At 43.6% G+C, this 25,314-nt stretch carries 21 protein-coding genes; 13 read left to right on the top strand and 8 right to left on the bottom strand.

Annotated elements, in window-relative coordinates:
- Nucleotides 1-50 precede the first annotated feature (50 nt).
- Nucleotides 51-2,921 carry an excinuclease ABC subunit UvrA gene (gene uvrA / locus AC1RNB_RS00505; RefSeq protein ID WP_493079756.1) on the bottom strand — a complete coding sequence of 957 codons (2,871 nt, stop codon included), beginning with the start codon at nt 2,919-2,921 and terminating at the stop codon, nt 51-53.
- Between the two features lie 283 nt (nt 2,922-3,204).
- Between uvrA and AC1RNB_RS00500 the strand changes: the two genes are divergently transcribed.
- Nucleotides 3,205-3,786, top strand: coding sequence for an RNA polymerase sigma factor (locus AC1RNB_RS00500; RefSeq protein ID WP_493079754.1), 582 nt, complete (start codon nt 3,205-3,207; stop codon nt 3,784-3,786).
- Between the two features lie 81 nt (nt 3,787-3,867).
- Here AC1RNB_RS00500 and AC1RNB_RS00495 read toward each other — a convergent pair whose 3' ends face one another.
- The 5 genes from AC1RNB_RS00495 to AC1RNB_RS00475 all read right to left on the bottom strand — a co-directional run bounded on the left by AC1RNB_RS00495 (nt 3,868) and on the right by AC1RNB_RS00475 (nt 9,618).
- Nucleotides 3,868-5,814, bottom strand: coding sequence for a protein-disulfide reductase DsbD family protein (locus AC1RNB_RS00495; protein WP_493079752.1), 1,947 nt, complete (start codon nt 5,812-5,814; stop codon nt 3,868-3,870).
- 13 nt (nt 5,815-5,827) lie between these two features.
- A complete protein-coding gene (locus AC1RNB_RS00490) occupies nt 5,828-6,280 on the bottom strand; it encodes a protein-disulfide reductase DsbD domain-containing protein (protein ID WP_493079750.1) in 453 nt (150 codons plus the stop codon).
- A gap of 55 nt (nt 6,281-6,335) precedes the next feature.
- Complete coding sequence (gene purQ, locus AC1RNB_RS00485; protein WP_493079748.1) at nt 6,336-6,995, bottom strand: phosphoribosylformylglycinamidine synthase subunit PurQ; 660 nt, start codon at nt 6,993-6,995, stop codon at nt 6,336-6,338.
- A gap of 94 nt (nt 6,996-7,089) precedes the next feature.
- On the bottom strand, nt 7,090-8,076 hold the full coding sequence (locus AC1RNB_RS00480) for a hypothetical protein (protein WP_493079747.1): 987 nt from the start codon (nt 8,074-8,076) through the stop codon (nt 7,090-7,092).
- Nucleotides 8,077-8,085: 9 nt separating this feature from the next.
- A complete protein-coding gene (locus AC1RNB_RS00475; protein WP_493079746.1) occupies nt 8,086-9,618 on the bottom strand; it encodes a hypothetical protein in 1,533 nt (510 codons plus the stop codon).
- A gap of 173 nt (nt 9,619-9,791) precedes the next feature.
- Here AC1RNB_RS00475 and AC1RNB_RS00470 point away from each other — a divergent pair, with 173 nt between their 5' ends.
- From AC1RNB_RS00470 to AC1RNB_RS00460, 3 genes are all read left to right on the top strand, one after another.
- On the top strand, nt 9,792-11,789 hold the full coding sequence (locus AC1RNB_RS00470) for a KUP/HAK/KT family potassium transporter (protein ID WP_493079745.1): 1,998 nt from the start codon (nt 9,792-9,794) through the stop codon (nt 11,787-11,789).
- A 104-nt stretch (nt 11,790-11,893) separates the two neighbouring features.
- Nucleotides 11,894-12,682, top strand: a complete 789-nt coding sequence (locus tag AC1RNB_RS00465) for an alpha/beta hydrolase (RefSeq protein ID WP_493079744.1) — start codon at nt 11,894-11,896, stop codon at nt 12,680-12,682.
- A gap of 15 nt (nt 12,683-12,697) precedes the next feature.
- Nucleotides 12,698-13,510, top strand: coding sequence for an alpha/beta hydrolase (locus AC1RNB_RS00460; protein WP_493079743.1), 813 nt, complete (start codon nt 12,698-12,700; stop codon nt 13,508-13,510).
- A 41-nt stretch (nt 13,511-13,551) separates the two neighbouring features.
- Here AC1RNB_RS00460 and AC1RNB_RS00455 read toward each other — a convergent pair whose 3' ends face one another.
- Nucleotides 13,552-14,064, bottom strand: coding sequence for a hypothetical protein (locus AC1RNB_RS00455; RefSeq protein ID WP_493079741.1), 513 nt, complete (start codon nt 14,062-14,064; stop codon nt 13,552-13,554).
- 148 nt (nt 14,065-14,212) lie between these two features.
- On the opposite strand from AC1RNB_RS00455, the gene AC1RNB_RS00450 reads away from it, so the two are divergent.
- The 9 genes from AC1RNB_RS00450 to AC1RNB_RS00410 all read left to right on the top strand — a co-directional run bounded on the left by AC1RNB_RS00450 (nt 14,213) and on the right by AC1RNB_RS00410 (nt 23,357).
- Nucleotides 14,213-14,680, top strand: coding sequence for a RidA family protein (locus tag AC1RNB_RS00450; protein ID WP_493079739.1), 468 nt, complete (start codon nt 14,213-14,215; stop codon nt 14,678-14,680).
- 88 nt (nt 14,681-14,768) lie between these two features.
- Nucleotides 14,769-15,875, top strand: a complete 1,107-nt coding sequence (locus AC1RNB_RS00445) for a D-TA family PLP-dependent enzyme (protein ID WP_493079738.1) — start codon at nt 14,769-14,771, stop codon at nt 15,873-15,875.
- A gap of 87 nt (nt 15,876-15,962) precedes the next feature.
- On the top strand, nt 15,963-17,033 hold the full coding sequence (locus tag AC1RNB_RS00440) for a dipeptidase (protein WP_493079736.1): 1,071 nt from the start codon (nt 15,963-15,965) through the stop codon (nt 17,031-17,033).
- Between the two features lie 708 nt (nt 17,034-17,741).
- The gene (locus tag AC1RNB_RS00435; protein WP_493079734.1) at nt 17,742-17,954 is read left to right on the top strand and encodes a hypothetical protein; all 213 of its coding nucleotides are present in this window, start codon (nt 17,742-17,744) and stop codon (nt 17,952-17,954) included.
- Between the two features lie 30 nt (nt 17,955-17,984).
- Entirely contained in the window at nt 17,985-18,197 is a 213-nt protein-coding gene (locus AC1RNB_RS00430; RefSeq protein ID WP_493079733.1) for a hypothetical protein, read from the top strand.
- A 61-nt stretch (nt 18,198-18,258) separates the two neighbouring features.
- Nucleotides 18,259-19,131: a CPBP family intramembrane glutamic endopeptidase gene (locus tag AC1RNB_RS00425; RefSeq protein ID WP_493079731.1), complete on the top strand. Its 873-nt coding sequence runs from the start codon at nt 18,259-18,261 to the stop codon at nt 19,129-19,131.
- A gap of 189 nt (nt 19,132-19,320) precedes the next feature.
- On the top strand, nt 19,321-20,394 hold the full coding sequence (locus AC1RNB_RS00420) for an HlyD family secretion protein (protein ID WP_493079729.1): 1,074 nt from the start codon (nt 19,321-19,323) through the stop codon (nt 20,392-20,394).
- A gap of 2 nt (nt 20,395-20,396) precedes the next feature.
- Nucleotides 20,397-22,553 carry a peptidase domain-containing ABC transporter gene (locus tag AC1RNB_RS00415; protein WP_493079727.1) on the top strand — a complete coding sequence of 719 codons (2,157 nt, stop codon included), beginning with the start codon at nt 20,397-20,399 and terminating at the stop codon, nt 22,551-22,553.
- Nucleotides 22,554-22,664: 111 nt separating this feature from the next.
- A complete protein-coding gene (locus AC1RNB_RS00410; RefSeq protein ID WP_493079725.1) occupies nt 22,665-23,357 on the top strand; it encodes a hypothetical protein in 693 nt (230 codons plus the stop codon).
- 940 nt (nt 23,358-24,297) lie between these two features.
- Here AC1RNB_RS00410 and AC1RNB_RS00405 read toward each other — a convergent pair.
- Nucleotides 24,298-25,206 carry a S66 peptidase family protein gene (locus AC1RNB_RS00405; protein WP_493079724.1) on the bottom strand — a complete coding sequence of 303 codons (909 nt, stop codon included), beginning with the start codon at nt 25,204-25,206 and terminating at the stop codon, nt 24,298-24,300.
- Nucleotides 25,207-25,314: the final 108 nt, after the last annotated feature.

Genomic DNA, 25,314 nt, shown 5'->3' with positions numbered 1-25,314 from the left:
GACGAACCGAGGGATTATAAGATATTTCATCTGTTCCTTGTTCATCTGTTCTACAGATATTTCCCCGTATAACTTTCCTTTACTTTTTTAATACCTGCCGGTACCCCCGCATATACCAGGTTGCCACCCGCATCCCCGGCTTCGGGGCCAAGGTCGATGATCCAGTCGGCGGATTTGATCACATCTGTATTGTGTTCGATCACGATCAGCGAATGTCCCTGTTCAATTAACGCATTGAAGGACGCGAGCAATTTTTTGATATCGTGAAAATGCAGTCCGGTAGTGGGTTCATCAAACACAAACAGCATATGTCCGATGCCTTTGCCCTTGCCCAGAAAGCTGGCCAGCTTTACACGTTGTGCTTCACCACCACTTAAGGTATCGCTGCTTTGTCCCAGTTTGATATAACCCAGCCCTACATCCTGCAAAGGCTGTATGGCGGTTTTGATGGCTTTTTCGTCTGCAAAAAAATCAATTGCTTCATCCACACTCATATCCAGTACATCGAACACACTTTTGCCATGATACTGCACTTCAAGTACTTCTTCCTTGAAACGTTTGCCGCCGCAGGATTCGCAGGTCAGGTGTACATCGGCCAGGAACTGCATTTCTACGATCTGTTCGCCTTCTCCTTTACAGGTATCACAACGCCCGCCATCTACATTGAAAGAAAAATGTTTGGGCTGAAAACCGCGGGTTTTAGACAATTGCTGTTTGGCATACAGATCGCGGATATGATCGTAGGCTTTGATATAAGTGATCGGATTACTACGGGATGATTTACCGATCGGGTTCTGGTCTACCAGTTCTATCTGTGAGATATAATCCATATCACCCGTCAGATTTTTATGCAGCCCTACTTTTTCAGAGAACTCTCCCTTCAGTTTCCGCAAAGCGGGTACCAATACCTGTTTTACCAGTGTGGTTTTTCCACTGCCGCTTACACCGCTCACTACACACAAAGTATTCAACGGAAATTCAACGGTGAGATCTTTCAGGTTATTCTGCCGCGCGTTTTCTACCGTAATACTCCGGTTCCATTTGCGTACATTTTTGGGGGCATCTATACTGAGTGTACCCGTCAGGTATTTACCGGTTAGGCTTTCGGGGTTGGCCACCAGTTCCTCATAATTACCAACGGCCACTACTTCGCCACCCAGGTGCGAAGCCAGTGGACCCATATCAATAATATGATCCGCTTCGCGCATCATCATTTCATCGTGTTCTACCACCACTACCGTATTACCCAGATCGCGCAGCGCTTTTAATACACTGATCAGGCGAACCGTATCGCGCGAGTGCAGTCCAATGGAAGGTTCATCCAAAATATACAATGAGTTGGTCAGGTTACTGCCCAGACTCCGCGTTAGCTGGATACGCTGGCTTTCTCCGCCGCTTAAAGAATTAGCCAGCCTGTTCAACGTAAGATAACCCAATCCTACATCTATCAACGTCTGCATGCGCTGGTGTACTTCTATCAGGATCCTTTTGGCTACCTGCCGGTCGTGCGCAGACAGTACCAGTTTATCCAGCCATTTCTTCAGATCTTTCACCTGCCACTCGCATAACTCACCAATATGTTTACCGCCTACCTTCACATACAAAGCTTCTTTGCGTAAACGATAACCTTTACAATCCGGACAATTGGTACGGCCCCGATAACGGCTCAGCAGAACGCGGTATTGCACTTTGTACAGGTTCTGTTCCACTTCTTTAAAAAAATCATCGATACCCTGTACCACGCCTTCGCCCTGCCATAACTGGCGATACTGTTCTTTACTGAGATCGATAATGGGTTTGTGTATAGGGAAGCCGAATTTACCTGCATGTTTTACAAACTGTTCTCTCCACCAGCCCAGTTTCTCTCCTTTCCAGGGGGCAACAGCACCTTCATACACACTTAATCGTTTGTCTGGGATCACCAGGTCTTCATCAATACCCAACACCTGGCTAAAACCCTCACAGGTAGGACAGGCGCCATACGGATTATTAAAGGAAAACAGATTGGGCACCGGTTCTTCAAACTGGATACCATCGAGCTCAAATTTATTACTGAAATGAAGCAGTTCTTTATTATTGATCTCTACATACATCTCCCCCTCTCCTTCATAAAAAGCCGTACCGATCGAATCTGATAAACGGTGGATATCATCTTCTTCAAATTCTTTGGTTACGATGCGGTCAATGAGAACGTGAGTGGTGAGTGGTGAGTGGTGAGTGGTGAGTTTCTTTGATAGTTCCTTATCGGTTAAAGCCAGTAAGTCTTCAATACGAATCAGCTCCGCAGATGTCGCTTCCCTCACTGACGACTGACGACTCACGCCTGACGCCTCTCGAATATACATTCTCGAAAACCCTTTCTGCATCAATATATTCAGCTCTTCGCGGGTGGCTCTGTTGGCATGTTGTTTAAAGGGTACAATGATCACCAGTTTGGTACCATGGGGCAAAGCCTGTATGGCTTTCATTACATCGGCCACATCATCTTTCTGCACTTCTTTGCCGCTGATGGGCGAAATGGTTTTGCCGGCACGGGCATACAGGAGACGCAGATAATCATAGATCTCCGTCATACTGCCCACCGTACTACGGGGCGTTCTTGTGATCACTTTCTGTTCGATGGCAATGGCGGGGCAGAGACCTTTGATAAAATCCACATCCGGCTTTACCATCCGCGCCATAAACTGGCGGGCATAGGCACTCAGGCTTTCTGCGTAACGCCTTTGTCCTTCGGCAAAAAGCGTATCAATGGTTAAAGATGATTTGCCGCTGCCCGAAACTCCTGTAACAACGATCAGTTTATTGCGAGGAAAGCTGACAGTTACATTTTTGAGGTTGTGCACGCGTGCCCCTTTCACGATGATGCTGCCGGAATCGTCTGTTGTCTTTTCTATTTTCGGGAACTTTGTCTTTGTTGCCATAGGGTCAGCAATTTAAACAGATTATCCGCGCAGATGTTTAGAAAGCCCTGCAGATGCGGATTTTTTTTACAAATGGCTACTTTATTTCTTCCTTTCGGGCCGGCCCCTCGGCCACCTGAAATGTGTATAACCCAAAACCCGGAAAACATAATTTCCACAAAACTTTCCAGACATAAAAAGATGTATAATTTGTTGTTGAAAGTTAATGAGTTAGTCGGGGCGCATTCAACCAAAAGTTCTAGTAAGGCCCGGCATAAGCAGTACACAACTCAAAAATGATGATATGAGACCAGCAGAACAGGCATCTGATACGGAACTGATACGGGCATTCCAGGATGGCGATACTGCCTCCTTCGAAACCCTTATCTACCGGTATAAGGATAAGATCTTCTCTTCTATACTTTTCTTTGTGAAGGACAGTTACCTCGCCGAAGACCTTTTCCAGGATGTGTTCATCAAGATCATCGACACGCTTAAGAACAAGCGTTATACCGAGGAGGGCAAGTTCCTTCCCTGGGCCCTGCGCATTTCACATAATCTTTGCGTGGATTATTTCCGCAAGGTAAAACGCACCCCCGCCATCCGCACCAGCGATAACCAGGATATTTTTGAAGTTTTGCAGATCGTGGAAGAAGGACCTGACAGCAAGATCATGCAGGGTCAGAGTCATGAGCGGGTACGTAAAATGCTGGACCTGCTGCCCGAAGAACAACGCGAGATCATTGTATTAAGGCATTATGCCAATATGAGTTTTAAAGAAATTGCCCTCATCACCAATTGCAGCATCAATACGGCATTGGGCCGGATGCGCTATGGCCTCATCAACCTGCGTAAGATGATGGTGGAGAAACAGATTGCCTTATAGGCAGGAAGCCGATTTCCAATCGATGAAAAAATCATGAACCCTTCATTACGATGAGGGGTTCGCCTTTTATAGATCGGGATATTATTGGCCTTTATCAAAAGCCGCTTTACCACACTGCAGCCATCTCAGGTATTCGGCAGCATTGGGGGTATAACCCACCGGGTGGTTCATGAGTTTTTCGCTGGTATCCAGGATCCCGTAAAGTGGTTGTGTGGTCTGGTTAAAATTCTCCGCTTCAAATGTGGCCCATTTATCACCCACGGTAATGATGTCTTTGGTATCACCATTTTTGGTCTTGTAATTCAGGATCCGCTGTTCGGCGGGCAGGTTCTTCCGGTCGTCTACGTACAGAGAAACGAGGATATAATTTTGTTTGATGTAGTTGTACACTTCGGGTTGTGTCCACACATTCTCTTCCATCTTACGGCAGTTCACACAGGCCCAGCCGGTGAAGTCGATCAGGATGGGTTTGCGCTGCTCTTTTGATAAAGCTACTGCCTTGGCATAATCGTTCACCACGTTGGCTTCCAGTCCTTTGCCATGCACATTGTCTGTTCCGTAAATACTATAACTTAATGGTGGTGGAAAACCACTCAGCAGTTGCAGGTTGGCATATTTGGTGGGGGTAACACCGGGCAACAGATAAAGTGTAAACAGCAATGCGAGTACACCCAGCGCTTTTCTGCCTTTGCTGATCTTCATTCCCTTGTAATCGTGCGGTAAACGCAGAATACCAAACAGGTATAAAGTTAATCCAGCACCTACCAGGATCCAGATTCCGATAAATACTTCACGTTTGAGTAAACCCCAGTGCATGACCAGGTCGGCATTGGACAGGAACTTGAACGCCAGGGCCACTTCCAGAAAAGCCAGAATTTTTTTCACCGTATCCAGCCAGCCACCCGATTTGGGTAGTGATTGTAACCATTCAGGAAAAATGGCGAACAGGGCAAAAGGCAGGGCCAGGGCCAGGCCAAAACCTGCCAGCCCCGAAGTTAGTTGCCAGGCACCTCCACTTAAAGAACCTACCAATAAGGAGCCGAGAATCGGACCGGTACAGGAGAATGATACAATGGCCAGTGTTAAAGCCATGAAGAAAATGCCCCCCATACTTCCCAATCCGCTTTTCGAATCTGCTTTACTGGCAATACCACTGGGCAGGGTGAGTTCGAAATAGCCAAAAAAGGAAATAGCAAAAAAGATGAAGATGATGAAAAAGATAACGTTGAGCCAGGAATTGGTGGAGATATTATTGAAGATCTCCGGCTGCACATTGCCAAGAATATGGAAAGGCAGGCTGGCCAACAGATAGATCAGGAAAATAAAGAACCCATATATGGCTCCGTTCTGGATTGCCTGTTTACGGCCGGAGGCTCTTTTAGTAAAGAAAGAAACCGTTACCGGTATCATTGGAAATACACAAGGCGTCAGTAAAGCAATCAGACCGCCCAGGAACCCGAGCAGAAAAATGGCCCAGAGACCACTCTCAGCCACTTCATTTTTGGCACCACAATCAGCCACGGGATTTCCGAGATCAATAGCAGCGATTTTTAGTTCTGCGGCAGAGGCTTCCGTAGCTGCACCACCTTCCAGCGATACTTCAAAAGGCTGTTCAGATACAATGAACTCACCCGCTTTGGCCATACTGGCATTAATGGTTCCCTTTAATACGGCAGGTACAAAACCATTGATTTTGATCTGTTGCCTGATTTCTATCTCACCCTTATATACATCCACTTTACTGAACAGCGGATCGTTAATGGTACTGGGCTGAATATTATAGCGGATGCTTTCCTGCAGCACCGCATTCTCGTAAGCAGGTACAAATTTTACCTGCTCCAGTCCCTCAGCTTTTGGATTATTGCCATACACATACCAACCTGTCGGAATCGTTGTTTTTGCCACCAGTTCATACATACCATTACTCAGCTTACGCGATTGGGTTTGCCAACGCAATAAACTGTCTGTCTGACCAAACACCAGCACGCATGCCAGCATCGTTACGCAAAGCAGGGAGAGTTTTTTCATTTGTACCGCTTGTTTATTGAAGCTTCAGGTCAAATGATTTTTTAACAGGGGGTAAACACTGGCTTTCATCGCAAACCATGTATTCAACAGTACCACTCAGGTTGGTTTTGATACCGCCTTTTACTTTTACCAGTTGCACAAACTTTACTTTATCGGAGAAATAGAGTACATCGGTATTGAAGTTCTTATCGAATACTTTTTCGAGTTTACCCAGTTCTTTTACTTTACCGGTTTTAGTAACCAGTGGATTGGGTTTAAAAACAACAGTGGTTGGGATAGGACCTCCTTTACCTGTATTCTGAGAGTAGATATGCCAGGGCTCTTCTACCGTTGCGGTTAACACGATTTCGTAGGTATCGGCCGATTTTTTGATAGCTTCATAATTCCAGCTAACGGGATTCTGCCTTTGTGCAAAGGAAAAGGCAGTTACGAGTAAGGCTATAACAGAAAGTGACAATCTTTTCATAAAACAATGCTGTTTACAAGTATGACGCAAAGCAAAACCTATCCTTACAACTCTCCTAATTCAGTCCCAGTATTTCAAATACTTTAACACCATCCAGGTTATTCAGGGCTTTGGATGTGGCCCTTTCCGGGTGTGGCATCATCCCAAATACGTTATTCTGTTTGTTCCGGATGCCGGCAATATGGCGTTCGGCCCCGTTAGGGTTAGCAGCTGCATCAATCGTGCCATCTTCTGTACAATAACGGAAAATTACCTGTCCATTGGATTCCAGCTCATTCAGTGTTGCTTCATCAGCATGGTACCTTCCTTCGCCATGGGCAACCGGAATTTTCAGGGCTTCGCCGTTTTCCTGTTTGATAAATACATTTTTGCAGACAAATTGTTGATTGGCATTCTGGAGCAGCACCCCCGGTAACAGACCACTTTCGCAAAGGATCTGGAAACCATTGCAAACACCCAGCACTTTCCCGCCACGGTTGGCAAAATCAATTACACTTTTCATCATCGGACTGAAACGCGCAATGGCGCCACAGCGCAGGTAATCGCCATAAGAGAACCCGCCGGGCAGAATAATGCAGTCATCGGTGGTAAACATACTCAGGTCCTCGTCTTTGTGCCAGAGCATGATGACTTCTTTACCAAGGTCCTGCTGAAGGGAATCCTGCATGTCTCTATCGCAGTTAGATCCCGGAAAAACCACAACGCCAAATTTCATAGGGGTGTATTTTGTGCTCGAGTAAGGAAAAAACGCTTGCGCGGCAAAGGTAATAACTGACCGGTTAAGAAGGGGCTAATTTTTGCACACCCGGCTACTTGTAATAGATCAGCCACCAGTTATTATAGGCGATAATACCGGCTGCCAGCCAGAACAGGATATTAGGCAGTACCAGTCGCCGGGGGTAGGAAAAGCTGTTTCCGGCAAATGCTCCCAGCGGAACCAGGCTCATCAGGGCCGATTCCATACCCGCTTTCATGAAAATAAAGGGGATGGGCAGGAGAATAATGAGCATTACCGCCATTACCCCCCAATTCTTCCGGATCTGGATCACCATACGGGCACTGGATACCTGCCAGTAATATAGACCGGTTACCAGAAAAATGAACATTACCGACAAACTGATCACCAGCGGTACACTCCATTGCAGCAACGGCAGGTTCCATTGCAGGTAGGGCAGATAAAGCGAAAATTTGCCAAGCTGGTCCTGCATAAACAAATAGGCTCCAAGGAAATAATAAGGTACCAGGATGCCCATTAACAGGGTCAGCCATTCGGCCAGTTTAAACGGGCGTACTACGGCCAGCGCAAATAATACCACCAATACCAGGATGGCGGTAGGATGATAACAGAGCACAGCCACCCCTACGATCAACCCGGTATTAAACAGGAGGGTTTTGGGAGAGGGATGATTATACAGCCTGCTGAGTTTGATAAACAGCCAGATCAGCAGAAAATTGGCCAGCAAAGCAGGCGTAATGCTGCACCACTGGGTAAATAAACCGGTTAACAGCACATAGGCCATGGCAGTAGTGTAGGTATTGTGCTGAAACATCCGCAGATCGTTCAGCACCATATTCAGGCGAATGGCCTGTACCAATACTACTGCATGGTATAAAAGAAACAGTACCGTAGCAGGTAACCCTGCTATATATTGGTGAAGCACCGTAGAAAAGAGCCCGTCTGTAGTACTGCTGATTACCAGCGGTGTGTTAATGAACAGGTGCAGATGAACGGCAATGCTGAGAAGCAGCAGGAAAAACAGGTTAATGATCGATTTGTCTCGGAATAAAAAAACCACGGCAGCAGATTAAAATTCTAGTTTGGCAAAACAGGTAAAGCCCCTGTACTGGCAGGGAACAATGGCTTGCCTTGCCCCTACCTGTTTGGCATGACGCGGCATAAAATCATATCCTTTATCAAGATTCTTGAAGGTCGGATTCCTGTCAAGCTGGCCATTGGGTGCCAGGCTCTGTTCCGACAATATCATATTCCTTTTTTCCTGGATATTAAAAATAAAACGCAGCTGGTCGCCGGTATTGAATAAACCAAAGCCGATATAATTATCAGTATTATCATCGTATTGCGATTTGCGTATCACATTACTCCATTCCACTTTTCCATTGGGCTCGAAAGAGATCACTGCCACATTATCTGCATAATAACGGGTAAGGGTATTGATATTATTATACATACCGGAACGGTACCAGGGATAATACCCTACCGGACTGTTCCATGAATAATAATCCACCGGCGACCAGTACGGAGACCCATACAGGTAATCCCAGCGGTTCAGGGTATTGCCTCTGGAGCTGGTATAGGCCGATTCGGCTACCACAATAAAACCACCATCTTTCCGCAAAATGATATTCTTCAGAAAGTAATCGTTAAAAGCCGTTTTGGTGCCACCCTCGCCCTTGGCATCTTCCCTGAACTCGGGGGTAAAGATATCGGTGGCATTCAGCAGTTCCTTGTTCTGCTGTTTATCCCAGAGCACATAATACAGTCCTTCAATATTACCCCTTCTGGTCTTACTCAGAAAAGAAGTGATCACATAGTGTTTATTGATATTATCCACTTTAATACGGATATCATCCAGAAAAATATTACCCAGTTTCAGGTCGGTCATCGTATAGCTATCCAGCGGAGCGGGTTTGGTAATGAGGGTGATCTTGTTGATGTTATCATTGGTAGAAGTACCCGAGGCCCGGATGCAAACCAGGTCACCATCATTATCCAGCGAGAACTCTGATAAAAAATCGTTCCGCTGCGGCATATTGATACTGAGCCTTGATTTTTTTACCAGCGATAGGTCTTTGTTAAACAGACTGGTAGTAAGCATATGCATCTTATCATTGCGCGTATTGATTTTAAACACCATGATCTTCTGCCTGTCTTCGCTGTTCAGTACAGAGTATATTTTGTTACTGGCAGAGTAATTGATATTATCGGTTGAATCAAGCTGAACAGACTCACCCACCTGTTTACCCGCCCCATCCAGTTTAATGGCCATGCAGTACATGATGCTTCTTTTCTGGTACTGGTAGATCATATAGGCAAAATCGGCGTACTGGATGAATTCCGTATTCAGGATCCGGGTATTACCAGCCAGCTCCAGCTGGTTTTTATCCACCATCTTCATTTCATTATCATAGGTAACAATAAAATGCAGATCACGATAACTCTTATATACCAGCACTTTCCCATTGATTTTCCCGATCACTTCAAAATTGAGCACCCGGGCATCATCTCGGTCGGGCTCAGAATACGTGATCCGTTGGCCCCAGGCGGTTACACAGGCAAGCAGCAAACAGCTCAGTAATATGGGTACGGTCTTTTTCATTTCCGGGTGGTCATTTAGTATTTCAAAAGTAAGGTTTGTAAGGCTTCCCCATCTCTAAATTAACAGTAAAAGCACAATGGGGGGCCGGGCAGCGGATATTTCTTTGGTGGATTGATTTTCAGGCTACATTTGTTAAATATATTTCACAGCAACCATTGTAATACACACTTCGAGTGAGCAAGAATATTAATAAGGTTTCCACCGCGGGATTGATCATTGCTTTGGGTATCATCTACGGCGATATCGGTACCTCGCCTTTATACGTTTTAAACGAAATCATTACCGGCCGGCCGATCAGCGAGAAGCTGATCCTAGGAACCCTGTCCTGCATTATCTGGACACTTACCCTTCAAACCACCGTTAAATACGTGATCCTTACCCTCAAGGCCGATAACAAGGGCGAGGGTGGCATTTTCAGCTTATACGCCCTGGTACGCCGCCGCCGCAAATGGCTGGTTATTCCCGCCATGCTGGGGGGTGCTGCGCTACTGGCCGATGGTATTATTACACCGCCCATCACCGTTACTTCTGCCATTGAAGGTTTGCGGCAGTTACCGAGCTTACGCAACATACAGCAAACCACCATAATCGCTATCGTGATCGGGATCATTTCCGTTTTGTTCTTTATGCAGCAATTCGGTACCGCTTCCATCGGTCGTTTATTCGGGCCCATCATGGGTATCTGGTTTGCCATGCTGGCTGTGCTGGGCTGTTCGCATTTAATGGATGATATTGGCATATTCAAAGCCCTTAACCCTTACTATGCTTTTGAAGTGCTGACCACTTACCCTAAAGGTTTCTGGCTACTGGGGGCGGTATTTCTATGTACTACGGGGGCCGAAGCGCTGTATAGTGATCTGGGGCATTGTGGCCGCGGCAATATCCGCATCTCCTGGATCTTTGTAAAAACCTGTCTGATCCTGAATTATCTGGGTCAGGGTGCCTGGTTACTGGCCAACTACAAAGACCAGGTAATTCCGCCGCATATCATGGCCGACGGGTTCAACCCCTTTATCAGCATCATGCCCCAGTGGTTCAAACTACCGGGTATTATCATTTCAACCATTGCTGCGGTGATTGCCAGCCAGGCGCTGATCTCCGGTTCTTTTACCCTGATCAGTGAAGCTATGCGACTGAACCTATGGCCCAAAATGAAGATCAATTATCCTACAGAAGAAAAAGGCCAGCTCTATATCCCGGGCATCAGCCTGTTGTTATTCGTGGGTTGTGTGGGCATTGTGTTGTATTTCCAGAAATCGGCCAATATGGGCGCTGCTTATGGTCTGGCCATTACCATGTGTATGATCAGTACCTCTATCCTGTTTGCCAATTTCCTGGTAAGCAGGCGTGTAAACAAAGGCTGGATCTACCTGTACCTGATCGTGTATTTCTCCATAGAATCTTCCTTCCTCGTAGCCAATCTCGAAAAATTCATGCACGGTGGTTATGTGACCCTGGTGGTAGGTGGCGCTTTATTTGCGGTGATGTATGTCTGGTTCCGCAGCCGTAAGATCAAAAACCGTTATGTGGAATTTGTACGTATGGAACATTATATACCCATGATCCAGGAGCTGAGCAACGACAAAACCATTCCCAAATATGCCACACACCTGGTATACATGACCAGTGCCAACAACCCGAAAGAGATCGAGCATAAGATCATTTATTCCATCCTCAACAAAAAACCCAAGCGCGCCGATATTTACTGGTTCGTACACGTGGATGTTTTGGATGATCCCTACACCTGTGAATACTCGGTAGAACATATCATTCCCAACGATATTATCCGGGTAGAGTTCCGCTTAGGGTTCCGGGTGGAGCAACGCATCAACCTCATGTTCCGTAAAGTGGTGCAGGAATTGGTAGACAATAAAGAAGTGAATATTACCAGTCGATATGAAAGTCTTGAAAAGAACAATGTAGTGGGCGATTTCCAGTTTATTGTACTGGAGAAATACCTGAGCCAGGATAACGAACTTCCTTTCCTGGAACGCATTGTGATGAAACTCTATTTCTGGCTGAAAGAGATCAGTCTGGGTGAGGAAAGAGGTTTTGGACTTGACCCCAGTAATGTAACCATTGAAAAATTTCCGCTGATCGTAGCACCGGTGGCTAACCTGAACCTGAAAAGGGTTTACCACGAGGGGCTGGAGGAGGAAGAGTTTGCCTAATACAGTTTCCCAACCGGTTAGGGCAGCTACCTATTGGGTCTGCTTGTGAATAGTATTGGTTTCCACCAAGAAAAAACAGAACTTAGGAAACCAAAACACTACGCTTGCTACTGATTCTCCTTTATATCCTTATCGGTTACCTTGTGATGGCTGCAGTGGTGTACCTCGTGCAGGAAAAACTCATTTTCAAACCGGAGAAATTACCGCAGGATTTTGAGTATAAATACGATGCCCCTTTCGAAGAACTGTTTTTCCATATTGCACCAGGGGTGCATATCAATGGGTTGCATTTCAGGTGTAAAGAACCCAAAGGACTGATCCTCTATTTTCATGGCAATTCCCGAAGTATCAAGGGCTGGGCCAAATATGCGCGTGATTTTTACCGTTATGGGTATGATGTATTACTGGTAGATTACCGTGGTTTTGGTAAAAGCATCGGCAAAAGAAGTGAGAAAGAAATGCTAAACGATATGCAGTTTGTGTACGACCGGCTGCGCGAGAAATACGAAGAGCACCACATCCTGGTATACGGCCGCAGTATGGGCAGTGGTTTTGCCACCAAGATAGCGGCAGACAATACACCCCGTTACCTGATACTGGATGCCCCTTATTACAGTTTTATCAAAGTGGTAGAGCGGTTTACCCCTTTTCTGCCACATCGATGGTTTTTGCGATACCAGCTGCGCACCGATCAGTGGATCCGTAAAGTAAACTGTCATACCTATATCCTGCATGGCACCCGCGACCGGTTGATTCCCATCCGGCATAGTGAGAAACTGCAGCAACTCAATCCCCATAAAATCACTTTGATCCGGATCCATGGCGGCGGGCATAATAATCTGCCGGTTTTTCCGGAATACCACAATTTCATCCGGGATATATTACAATACTGAGCCTACCTTTGCGGTGTGAAAAATAAACAGCGAATTTTCCGTTGGGTTAAGATCGGAATTGCCATATATGCGATCCTGGGTATTGCTTTGTATTACCTGCAGGAGAAACTCTTGTTTCATCCGGTGGCCATTCATGCAGACAGCAGTTATCATTTTTCACAATCCTTTACCGAAGCCAATATTCTGCTCGATAAGGAAACGCGTTTTAACATCGTACAGTTTCCGCCGGCCGATACGCCTGCCAAAGGCATTGTACTGTATTTTCATGGTAACCGCGAAAATGTGAACCGATACGCAGGTTTTGCCAAAAAATTTACCAGCAAAGGATATGAAGTCTGGATGCCGGATTATCCCGGTTTTGGCAAATCAACCGGCAAACTCACAGAAGCCATCCTGTACGAAGAAGCTTTGCATGTTTACAAACTGGCCAGGGTGAGGTTCCAGCCGGAACAGATCATCCTCTACGGAAAATCTATGGGTACGGGCATAGCGGCAGAGCTGGCTTCTATCCGCGATTGTAAACAGCTGATCCTCGAAACACCTTACTATAGTCTCAGCTCCGTTACCAGACTGCTTTGCTGGATGTATCCGGTAAATCAGTTACTGCATTTTAAAATGCGGACACAGGAGTATCTGCCCAATGTAACTGCACCTATTACCATTTTTCATGGTACATCAGATGGGGTGATCCCTTATTTTAACGCGAAAAGATTACAGGCTGTTCTAAAACCCGGCGACCGATTTATTACTATCGAAGGTGGTTCGCATAATAACCTGAACAGTTATCCGCTGATGCAGCAACAACTGGATAGTTTACTCCGGAAATAAAAACCCGCGCCTCCTCGCCTTTGCGGGAAAATACTATCCGTTCAATACGCCGGCGGATTTATCCCCACCCAGAACTGCAGAAAATCTTCTACCCTGCTATCTACCGGAACACCATTCTGCAATCCCGGTTTCCAGAAAGGCATTTTGCCAATCATATCAGCGATGCGTTTATCGTAATACTTTCGATCCTCTGAAAAATACCGGATCGTTTTAGCAGATTCCCCCCTCGCATACTGGGTAGAAGCCATCCGTTCAAACCGACCTTCGTAAGGAGCGCCGTTCTTATCAACAATAAAGGAAAAATATACGCGGATGTATTTTGCCGTATCTCCCCGCTCAATCACTTTACTTAACACACTGTCGAACCCACCAAAAAAGGCAAAATAGAATCGTTTGCAGGAATCCGCACCAAAGGGATATTGCGGCGGTTTCTGCATATACTTCGCTTCAAACAAACGGGAGTAACCCGACTCAGCCAGTGCTGCATTGGTATTCCGTTGCGCCAGGGCCGGAAGGGCCATTGAGAACCACACAAAGAAAAGGATATTTTTCATGCTCGTGTTTTTACAAATAAACGGTTTTACAGCTATTTTACATAGCGTATTTATACGGTAAGATCTGGCTGTTTTTCCACAGCATGATGGCTTTTTCTTTTATCTTAGTGCAGAAGATCCTGATTAATTCATCCTTACAGCCTGCTTTATGACACCTGAAGAAAACTTTGCCAAACTGGGCCTAACCCTACCCCCCGCCCCCAAACCGCTGGGTGTGTACAAACCCTTTCTGATTGATGGTAAACACGGTTATGTTTCCGGACATGGCACCATAAAAGAAGATGGAACTTTTATTACCGGTCGCGTAGGCGTGGATCTTACCATGGAAGAAGGTAAACTGGCCGCCCGCCAGGTAGGACTGGCCATATTGGCCACCCTGAAAGCCAACCTGGGTTCGCTGAACAAAGTAAAACGCGTAATCAAAGTACTGGGTATGGTAAGCTGTACCCCTGAGTTTGACAAACATCCCTTTGTGATCAATGGCTGCAGCGAACTGTTTGCCGCCGTTTGGGGCGAAGACAATGGAATCGGTGTAAGAAGCGCTGTTGGCATGGGCTCGCTGCCTGGTAATATTCCGGTTGAGATTGAAGTGATGTTTGAAATTGAAGAGAAGTAAAAAGTCAAAATTAAAAAATGATTCCTGTTCAACCCGTTTTGACTTTTGAATTTTGACTTTTGAATTGCTAATTTTTAATTGCTTTCCCATGCAAACTCCCTGGTACACCATATCCAACATAGACAAAATAGATTCTCCCTCACTGGTGATATATCCGGAAAGGATCAAAGAGAATATACGCCAGTTGATATTGATGGCGGGAGATGTGGCGCGTATCCGTCCGCATGTAAAAACCAATAAGATACCGGAAGTATGCAAACTGATGCAGCAGGCCGGCATTCAGAAATTCAAATGCGCTACAATTGCCGAAGCCGAAATGCTGGCCGAGATAGATGCTGCCGATGTATTGCTGGCTCATCAGCCGGTGGGTCCCAAAGCAGACAGGCTCTTACAACTGGTCACCAATTTCCCCGACACCAGTTTTTCCTGTGTGATAGATAATATCGAAACTGCCACCATTCTGTCTGAACTTTTCAGCAAACACAATCTGCAACTCAACACTTTTATCGATCTTAATATCGGCATGAACCGGTCCGGCATCAAACCCGAAGCAGCACTTGTTTTATACAGGCAGGTAAAAACACTGGCCGGTATCCGCATCATTGGTCTGCACGCCTACGATGGTCATATCCGTGATACCGATCTGGCAGAAAGGAACCGCCGTTCCGATGAAGCTTTTGCCAAAGTAGAATGGCTCGTAAAAGAAATCGCTGCCATCGATCAAACCAACCTGCAGATCGTGATTGGTGGTTCACCCAGTTTTCCTACGCATACTAAAAGGAAGAACGTGGTGTACAGTCCGGGTACCTTTGTGTTCTGGGACTGGGGCTACAAACACATTGTACCCGATGAACCTTTTGAATATGCAGCACTGGTCATTACCCGCATCATTTCCATCATTGATGAAAACACATTCTGTACCGATCTCGGCCACAAAGCCGTAGCAGCCGAAAACCCATTGCCCCGTGTACATTTCCTGAATGCACCCGATGCCGTTCCTTACTCGCAAAGCGAAGAACACCTAGTAGTAAAAGTACCAGACAGCAGCCAGTGGAAAGTAGGCGATGTGTTATACGGTGTGCCGGTACATATCTGCCCAACCGTAGCCTTATACGACCACGCTATGGTGATAGAGAACCATGAAAAGGTAGCCTGCTGGCGGGTGGTGGCGAGGTCGAGGAAAATAACTATTTAGCGAGTTGGCAATGGTGAATGGTCAATTGTGAATAGACCTTCCCTTGCCAATTGACCATTCATCATTACCCATTCACAATTCACCACCATGTTTATCTTCGACGCCCATCTTGATCTCAGCATGAATGCCATGGAATGGAACCGTGATCTGCGGTTGCCGGTGCATACTATACGCGAAATAGAAGCAGGGCTGACTGATAAACCCGATCGTGGCAAAGGAACTGTTTCGCTACCCGCTTTGCGGGAAGGAAATATTGGCATTGTGGTAGCTACTCAGATTGGTCGATACGTAGCACCCGGCAGCACCCTCAGCGGCTGGCATTCGCCCGAACAGGCATGGGCACAAACACAGGGGCAGTTACAATGGTACCGCGCCATGGAAGAAGCGGGCGAAATGATACAGATCAGTAACCTGACAGAACTGGAGAAACATTTGTTGCTTTGGAACAACGGCACCCCTAATCATCAGAAACCCATTGGCTATATTTTAAGTCTGGAAGGAGCCGATTCGTTGATCACGCTTGAGCACTTGCATCGCGCGCATGCTGATGGTTTGCGTGCGGTTGGACCGGGACATTATGGTCCGGGCAGGTATGCCAACGGCACCAATGCCACCGGAAGACTGAATGAAATGGGCATCGCTTTACTGAAAGAAATGCGATCACTGAATATGATCCTGGATGCTACCCATTTATGTGATGATGCCTTCTGGGACGCGATGGAAGTATTTGATGGAAGTATCTGGGCCAGTCATAACCATTGCCGCAGCCTGGTAGATCATAACCGGCAGTTCAGTGATGAGATGATCAAAATCCTGATCCAGAAAAAAGCGGTGATCGGTGCCGCCATGGATGCCTGGATGATCGTGCCCGGATGGCAGAAAGGGATCTCAGATCCCAAACAGATGAACTGTGGTCTGGAAAAGGTGATCGATCACATGGACCATATCTGCCAACTGGCCGGCAACACCTTACATGTAGGCATAGGAACAGACCTCGATGGTGCTTACGGAAAAGAACAATCTCCACATGATATCGATACCATTGCCGACCTGCAAAAAATGACGGGTCTGTTACTGAAACGGGGCTACTCACAAACCGATTGCGAAAACATCATGCATGGTAACTGGCTAAGGCTGCTCAGGGAAACCTGGCAATAACTGCCCGGCGTTGATTCTGAACGCTTTATAAAGACGCAAAAGCCTCCTCCAGGTATTGCCACGAATTACCGCCACGTGGCGTAGTGCAACTATTACAAATATTATTTACATCCAGATAGCTAAATAGCCATGCACCTTTAGCCGAATGTTTGCTGAAAACCAGGTGTTTTTACGGTATTTGATTTGCGTAGTAGTACTTAGTTTTAGCACAGAAAGTTTTCCAACAGATGTTAACTGATGAATAATAGGAGTATACGATCATGAACCTGTATATGACACATGGTAAAGCATCGAAACCTGTGATTGAGATATTAGGTAGTGAAAAGTCTGAATAAATGGATGGTTTCATAGGTATAAACAGATGATTCAGTGATAGATAATTAGATTCGGCGAATAGCCGAGAAACAGGAAAAAAGAAAATATTCTTAAATGAAAAGTGGTTTCGAAAAATAATTATTGTCTTTTTAAAATGAGGTATATATAAAATATTGAAGTCGCATTCAATGGGTATTACTCCTTAATTGACCATAAATCTGTGGCCACGGATAAAAAAGGGACGTTGGTAGTTCACGATACTACTTCGGGAATAGCATTACAGCCGAGTATTTAATACAAACATGGAGCCTTGCAGTATAAGCAAGTAAATAAACCGCTGAAAATCCGATTACCATGCGCGTCAGGCAGATCATTCACTCAAAAAAAAACGTCATGAACACATTAAAGTTAAACGATTACAATCTTACTTCACTCAATGATCAGGAAATGCTACTGCTTAATGGCGGAGGGCTCTTCGATTCACTCATAAAGCTTGTAGAAGCTGTTGGATTAATCGATGCGATTACAGATTCGGCTAAAGGCTTTGTTGATGGCTTTAAAGCAGGTTACAACAAAAGAAGTCACGGCGCTGGCGGCTCATGGTAATTCATTTACACACTAATAAAACTTAAAACAATGAAAAACATTGAATTATTTGGCTTGCAAGAACTTTCGTTGCATGAAACTATATCAACAGATGGTGGTGGATTTTTTTATGATCTTTTTCACAATGCCGGTCAACTTGTTGGCTCAGGTGTTAGGTCGGTAGTCGATTATTTGTCTACACCTCGTCCTAATGATCCGAGCAATGCCGCTACCTTGAGTTCTGGCACCTATTATGGTCGTTAGTATGTTCAGCTAAGGCGACCAAACGTCGCCTTAGCTTCTTTATTGCATTTATAGAATAGTTATGAAAGCCTTTATTCAAGAGATTTCCACCAGTATCGGAGACATATTAAGTAAACTGATTACATACTTTGTTTATTTACTGCTTACTTATGTACTTGTTTTACTGACTTTTATATTATTCCATATCAGTAAATCGGCACTTTTATTTGAGTTTTCTGTACCAAGCATCTGTGCAACGGTATTTTTTTGCCTAATTGTTACCTTCAAAGAAAAAAAAGTATTATTCACAAGAGAGCAAGTAAACACCATAAAGAATTATTGGATTGAGTTGCTTGTTGGGTTTCTCTTGCCGGTTTTCATTGTCTTGCTAATAAAATTGGTTGATAGATATAGTTCACTATCGTTAAATTTTGACATAAAAGCATTTTATTACCTACCTTTTTTTTTCCTGTTTGCCACATTTGAAGAGGTTCTGTTTCGCTTTGCATTATTGGGCAGTCCGAAAACTAAAGGAAAGTTCAATACAAAAGTAATTTTGTCAAGTATTATTTTCTCACTTTTTCACATCACAAATAACGGTTACGATTTAGTTGCTTTTGCCCTGATTTTTGTCTCAAGTATGATCATTTCGTTTGTCTACATTGCAACGGAAAAAAATTTGCTTTTGGTTTCACTTATACACACGATCTGGAATTTTTGTTCCGGCAGCGTGATTGGTGGAGAAGTCAGTGGTTTACCAGTTCAGCATACCCTGATTAAGCTTGTTCGGACAAAAGATAACATAGTAAATGGAGGTAGTTTCGGAATTGAAGGGTCAATTATATCTCTTATAATATTAACATTTATACTTCTTGGCTATACTACTTTCAATAATTGGTTTAAAAAAAATATTAAATTCTCCACTAAAAATCACAGTTCAGGGACATGTGGTTGAAAATCGATATGGCACCTTTCGCCTAATCGGTCCAAAAGAAAATAATTGCTGCTAAGATGAGATCAAAATAAATTATAAACCTTTTGTAAATATTTAATATTGATTTATTCTACTACAAGTCTCGAGTACAGTACAATTCATTATTTACCTACAATTAGGCCAAATGCCCGTGCTTTCATTTCATTTCTTTTGATCTCATTTATAAGCATTCTTATCAGTTTGCCATTTATTGACCTTGATATTTACGTAAAAACAGTAGGTGTAACAAGACCGATAAAAGAAAGAACGGAAGTTAGGCCCACTATCTCCGGCATTATCGATACTATATTTTTTGAAGAAGGATCGCATATAGAAAAAAACGCTCTATTGCTCCGTATCAAAGATCTCAACACAAAAAGTAAAAGATATACCAATCACTTTGAATCATCGGAGCGAGTGTCATTCATATCAGATTTGTCAATATTAACTGCTACCGGAGATATTAATTCAGAAGTTGTTGCTCTCTTGCAAACCCCTCAATATAGGCAGCAAGCATTACGATTTATTCATCAAAAGAATGATTATAAGGCTTCCCTAAAAAAAGCAACACATGAATTGCAAATAAACACTTCGCTCGCAAAAGAAAAAGTGATTAGTGGCAAGGAACTTTTTGATATACAGATCAACCACGAAAGGATTCAATCCTCATACAAAGCCTTTGTTGAAGAACAGTTAAGTAGCTGGCAGCAAGATTTCACGAAATACAGGCTTGAATTATCTGAATTTAGACAGCAAAGGGATCAAATAAACGCTGAAGCAAATTATTATGAATTAAGAGCTCCGGTTTCTGGGACCATCCAAGGCTTAAATGTTCGATACAGCGGCGGTCTAATCCAACCCACCGAGGCCATTTGCACCATTTCGCCAGATGAGGAGCTAATTGGCGAATGTTATGTGCAGACAAAAGACATCGGACTCCTCAAAAAAGAAATGCTAGCACGTTTCCAATTCGAGGCATTCAATTACAATTACTTTGGCACATTGACTGGTAAGATTATTGCAATTGATAACGATTTCACCATCCAAAATGCAAAGCCGGTTTATAAAGTAAGATGCAGTTTCGACGAGACCCAGTTGCATCTTAAAAACGGATACATCGGTCTGCTAAAAAAAGGATTAGGATTTCAAGTAAGTTTTCCAATCGCTAGAAGAAGCCTATGGCAGTTGCTTTTTGATAAATTCGACGATTGGCTAAACCCAAATGCTCCGGGAAAAACAGGATAACTATGGGTTGGAATCAACGTGTAAAAATCAAGCAAAGAGATATAACGGATTGCGGAGCAGCTTGTTTGGCATCTGTTTCTGTACACCATAAACTTCGCCTGCCTGTTAGCCGTATAAGACAATTTGTCGGAACTGACAAAAAAGGAACAAACGTGTTAGGGTTGGTTGAAGGTGCTCAACAAATTGGGTTTCAAGTCAAAGCGGCTAAAGGCCCCCTTGATAGTTTATTTAAGATTCCATTACCTGCTATCGCCCATCTAATCCTCAAAAATAATCTCCACCATTTTGTCGTAATCTATAAGGTTACTAAGGATAACGTTATCTATATGGATCCTGGTACCGGTACTATGGAAAAAAAGAAAGTAAATGAATTTGCGGAAGTATGGAGCGGAATCATCATTCTATTGATGCCGGGTGAAGAGTTCAGAACAGGAAATGAAAGAATTTCCAATTCATTTCGTTTCTGGAATTTGATCAAACCCCATGGTTTCATTATGCTACAGGCAATTATTGCCGCAGTCCTCTATACCATGCTCGGTCTCTCAACTTCCATTTATATACAGAAGGTTATTGACTTTGTATTAGTCGATGGCAATTTTAGATTATTGAATCTACTAAGTATTGGAATGATTGTAATTTTATTTATACAGTTATTGACGGGATTATTCAAAAGCATTATCAGTTTACAAACCGGCCAGTACATTGACGCAAGACTTATCTTGGGGTATTACAAACACCTTCTGAACTTGCCCCAACGTTTTTTCGATACAATGCGTGTTGGAGAAATCGTTAGTAGGGTAAGCGATGCGGTGAAAATCAGGCTGTTTATTAATGAGGTGGGCATGTCTCTTATTGTAAATATCTTGATAGTGATATTTTCTACTGGGATAATGTTTTTGTATTATTGGAAACTTGCTTTAATTACAGTATCAGTAATCCCCGTACTCTGTCTTTTGTATTGGCTAAGTAATCGAATTAATAAAAAATGGCAGCGAAGATTAATGGAAAATAGTGCTGAACTCGAAAATCAGTTGGTTGAAAGCCTAAATGCTATTGGCACAATCAAAACATTCAGTTTAGAGGAACATGCCAATTTAAAAACAGAGAATCGCTTTATTCAGCTACTTCAGTCTATTTACATTAGTAGTTTAAAAGGTCTTTATGTATCCGTATCATCAGATTTTATTACTCGATTATTTACCATAATTGTGTTGTGGGTCGGCAGCTATTTTGTTATCAATCGCGAATTGACTCCTGGTGAATTACTTTCGTTTTATGCAATAGTAGCTTATTTTATTGGGCCGGTCACTTCATTAATCGGAGCGAATAAAAGTATTCAGGATGCGCTGATAGCATCGGATCGCCTTTTTGAAATTATTGACCTCGAAACTGAATCATCCGACACCAATAAAGTTGAACTATCTCCTGAAACAATCGGAGATATTCATTTCCATGCTGTAAATTTCAGGTATGGGAGCAGGGTAACAGTGTTTGACGGGTTAAGTCTTACAATTGAAAGAGGGAAAGCAACGGCCGTCGTTGGTGACAGCGGGAGCGGTAAATCTACGCTTCTATCACTCCTCCAGAATCTGTATCCCCTAAATTCTGGAAACATCACTATTGGAGGCCTCGACCTTCAACATATAAGCAATGCAAGCATCCGAAATATGATTGCCGTTGTACCTCAACAAATTCATTTATTTGCCGGTACTATTATTGATAACATTGCTATTGGTGATGATGAACCCGACATGCGAAAAGTAGTCGGAATATGCCAATCTTTAGGTGTAAATGAGTTTATAGAGAAACTCCCGGCCACATATGCAACAATTTTGAGCGAACAGGGTAATAATCTTTCAGGGGGTCAGCGTCAACGTATTGCACTCGCCCGCGCATTATACAGAAATCCTCAAATACTCATTCTAGACGAAGCTACTTCTTCTTTGGATCCATCAAGTGAACAAAAAGTGCAGCATACACTTGAACAATTAAAGTTAGCTGGGAGAACTGTAATCATCATTACACACCGACTTAGCACAATAAAGAACGCCGACAAAATACTCGTCCTACGAGAAGGTAAATTAGTAGAACAAGGGGATCACCAAAAACTTTTAGCTCTGAATGGATTCTATCATGAAATGTGGCAAAACATGATGTAAGCCTTCTGGTACAGATCAGTAACCTGCCTGAGCTCGAGAAACATCTCTAACAGTCAACAAGGATTAAGTAAAGCAGAAATAAAACAAATTGGAACAGAGCACAATCGTCTAATGATTGATATAATTAAACAGCTTAAAAACGGCCCGGTCGCCTCATCAAACATTCGCACTAACTCTTTTGGCGTTAAGACTAATTACATTGATAATGTGACAGTATACAACACATTAAACTATGTTCTTAGCAACAATGGTTACCCCACTGTTCCGCAAGATGAGTTTTCATACTATATAAATAATTATTCTCTCGAGGTTGTAGGCCCTACCATTGCAAATACGCTTAGTAGTATTAGTAATACACAGCAAGGTGATATTATGAGGTCATTAGTAGCAAACGTTGATAATACGACCGATTATAATACTTTGAACCAACAACTTGCTGCCCTATCTAATAGGGCCTATAATGAGCTTTCGGGTTATGATCAAACATCAACTTTAATTGCTATCGAAGTTGCCAACAACTCTGCATACATGTGGTTGCCAGAAAGTCAAGGAGGTTTAGGATATTATGATATGGTCGAAAACGATCTGCTGGTTGGAGCGAATAGCACAAGGTCACAAACAACAGTGGGTGAAAATAGCACTTATGTAATCCCACCTAATCGCGTTAAGCAGAATAGGCTAGATAAGAAAAAAGTTGGTGCTGTTATCGGTGCAGACGCCATGGGGGCATTTTTCGGCTTTTGCCAAGCAGCTTTATCATATTTCTTAAGTGGGGGCCTGTTAATCCGGTATCAAACGGAATGATTGCAGGCAGGGCTTTAATTGGAGGCGTTCAGGCTTCTGCAGGAGCTGCATACGGTATCCTATCTAGATAAATCTAATATTTTCAATTCCATGATAAAAAAATTTATTTTCTTTTGCATTATTACCGTTGGATTGTATGCTTCATTGGTAACATACCACCTAATCGTTAATAATCAATTTACTCACGAATACAAGTGGGCTTTAATAACCGCCGTGTACACATCATTATCACTCAGTATAGCAGAGTATTTCTACGAAAGAAAGAAAAAAAAGAAACCAACATCTAAGAAAGAGGTTTGATTTTTTCATTTTTATAGTTTTAACCGCTCCAGTAACCTGGGGCGGTTTTTAGTTTCTTCGTTCCAGCTAGCTTACTTTTGGGGAAGCCTATAGTGTAATCCGGGCTAACGAGATTCCGATACACCCCTGCCCTTTGTGTGGACGTCGGTTAGAACATATAGGCAATGATGTACGGGATATGAATAAATAGATTACTACTATTGTATTTCACATTAAACTAAATAACAATGACTTATCGATTAAAAAAAATGGCGGCTATAGGAATTATTCTAATGATGATTGGAATCAGTTTACCCCTATTTATAAAATCAATCTTACTAAAAAGAGTTTTACAAATTACTCTTTTATGTGCAATGAGTATTTTGATAGTGAGAGTAGTTGAAGAAAAGAAAAAGACTAATCAAAAGATTAACTACATAAATCTGATCATTGTTACATTATATGGTCTTGCATTATACTTCGTACTAAAAAATAAGTAAAACGAACAAGCTTTCTCAAAAGTCAATTGCGAAAATTTCATGCCTGGCACTAACTCCGTGTATCTCTGTTTCTCTGATTCTCTGTGTTGAAAAAAAAATAGCATTTGTCTACCATCATTATTTTCAACGCAGAAACAGGGAGGTACAGAGGGACACAGAAATTAGATTTCTTTGAGTATCACTTTGGCTTTTGTAACCGTTAACCGGTGTTTTACACCCACTTTCAAGGCATAATTCTTTTTATCATGACTCACCGGAAAATCAAAACAAACCGGGTAGTCATACTCTTTCAGGTGCGCTTGAATGGCCGTGTACACATCGGTACCAAAAGGAATGGTGGTATCTTTCATTTCTGTGAAACCGCCGATGATCAGTCCGGCCAGTTCATCCAGCATACCACTCCGTTTCAGCTGAATGAACATGCGATCAACGTTATAAATATATTCTCCCACATCTTCGAGAAACAGGATCTTTCCTTTGGTCTGATAAGCAGACACACTGCCCACCAGGTGCGCTACCAGCGAAAGATTACCGCCTACCAGTTCACCTTCGCCTTTGCCTGCCCGGTTCAACACATGCGGCTTGCAGGCATAATTCGCTTTTATCCCTTTCAACGCTTTTGCCAGCGACTGTACATATTCTTTTTTATGCTGCCCGTCATTAAAAGCCGCCGCCATGGGTGCATGCAAACTGGCTGTTTTTAATTGCTGGTACACCTGTGCATGCAGCACGGTAATATCGCTGAACCCGATCAACCATTTGGGATTCTTTTTAAATTTTGTAAAATCAAGTCCGTCCACAATATGGCTCATCCCATACCCGCCACGGCCACAAAGAATGGCTTTTACATCCCTGTCATCCAGCATGGTCTGCATATCGGCTAATCGTTCGGTATCCGTTCCGGAAAAATAATGAAACTGGTTACCCAGGGTTTTACCCACTCTTACCTGGTAGCCCCATTCCTGCAGAACACGGATACAGGTTTTGGCTTTTTTAGCGGGCATATAACCCGAAGGACAAACAATCGCAATGGTATCGCCTTTCCGCAAATAGGGTGGTAGCTTAATCATACACAATATTACTGAACTGTATCAATATGCGTGCAGGCGTATACGCCTGCACGCAGTCGCTCGGCTCCGCCGAGTGACCACTATCCCCCCGGCTTCAAGCCGTCAATA

The organism is Sediminibacterium sp. GW821-FHT12F12 (assembly GCF_058806635.1).
Note: the sequence above shows the minus strand (reverse complement) of the source record. Positions and strands in the feature narration are given on the sequence as shown.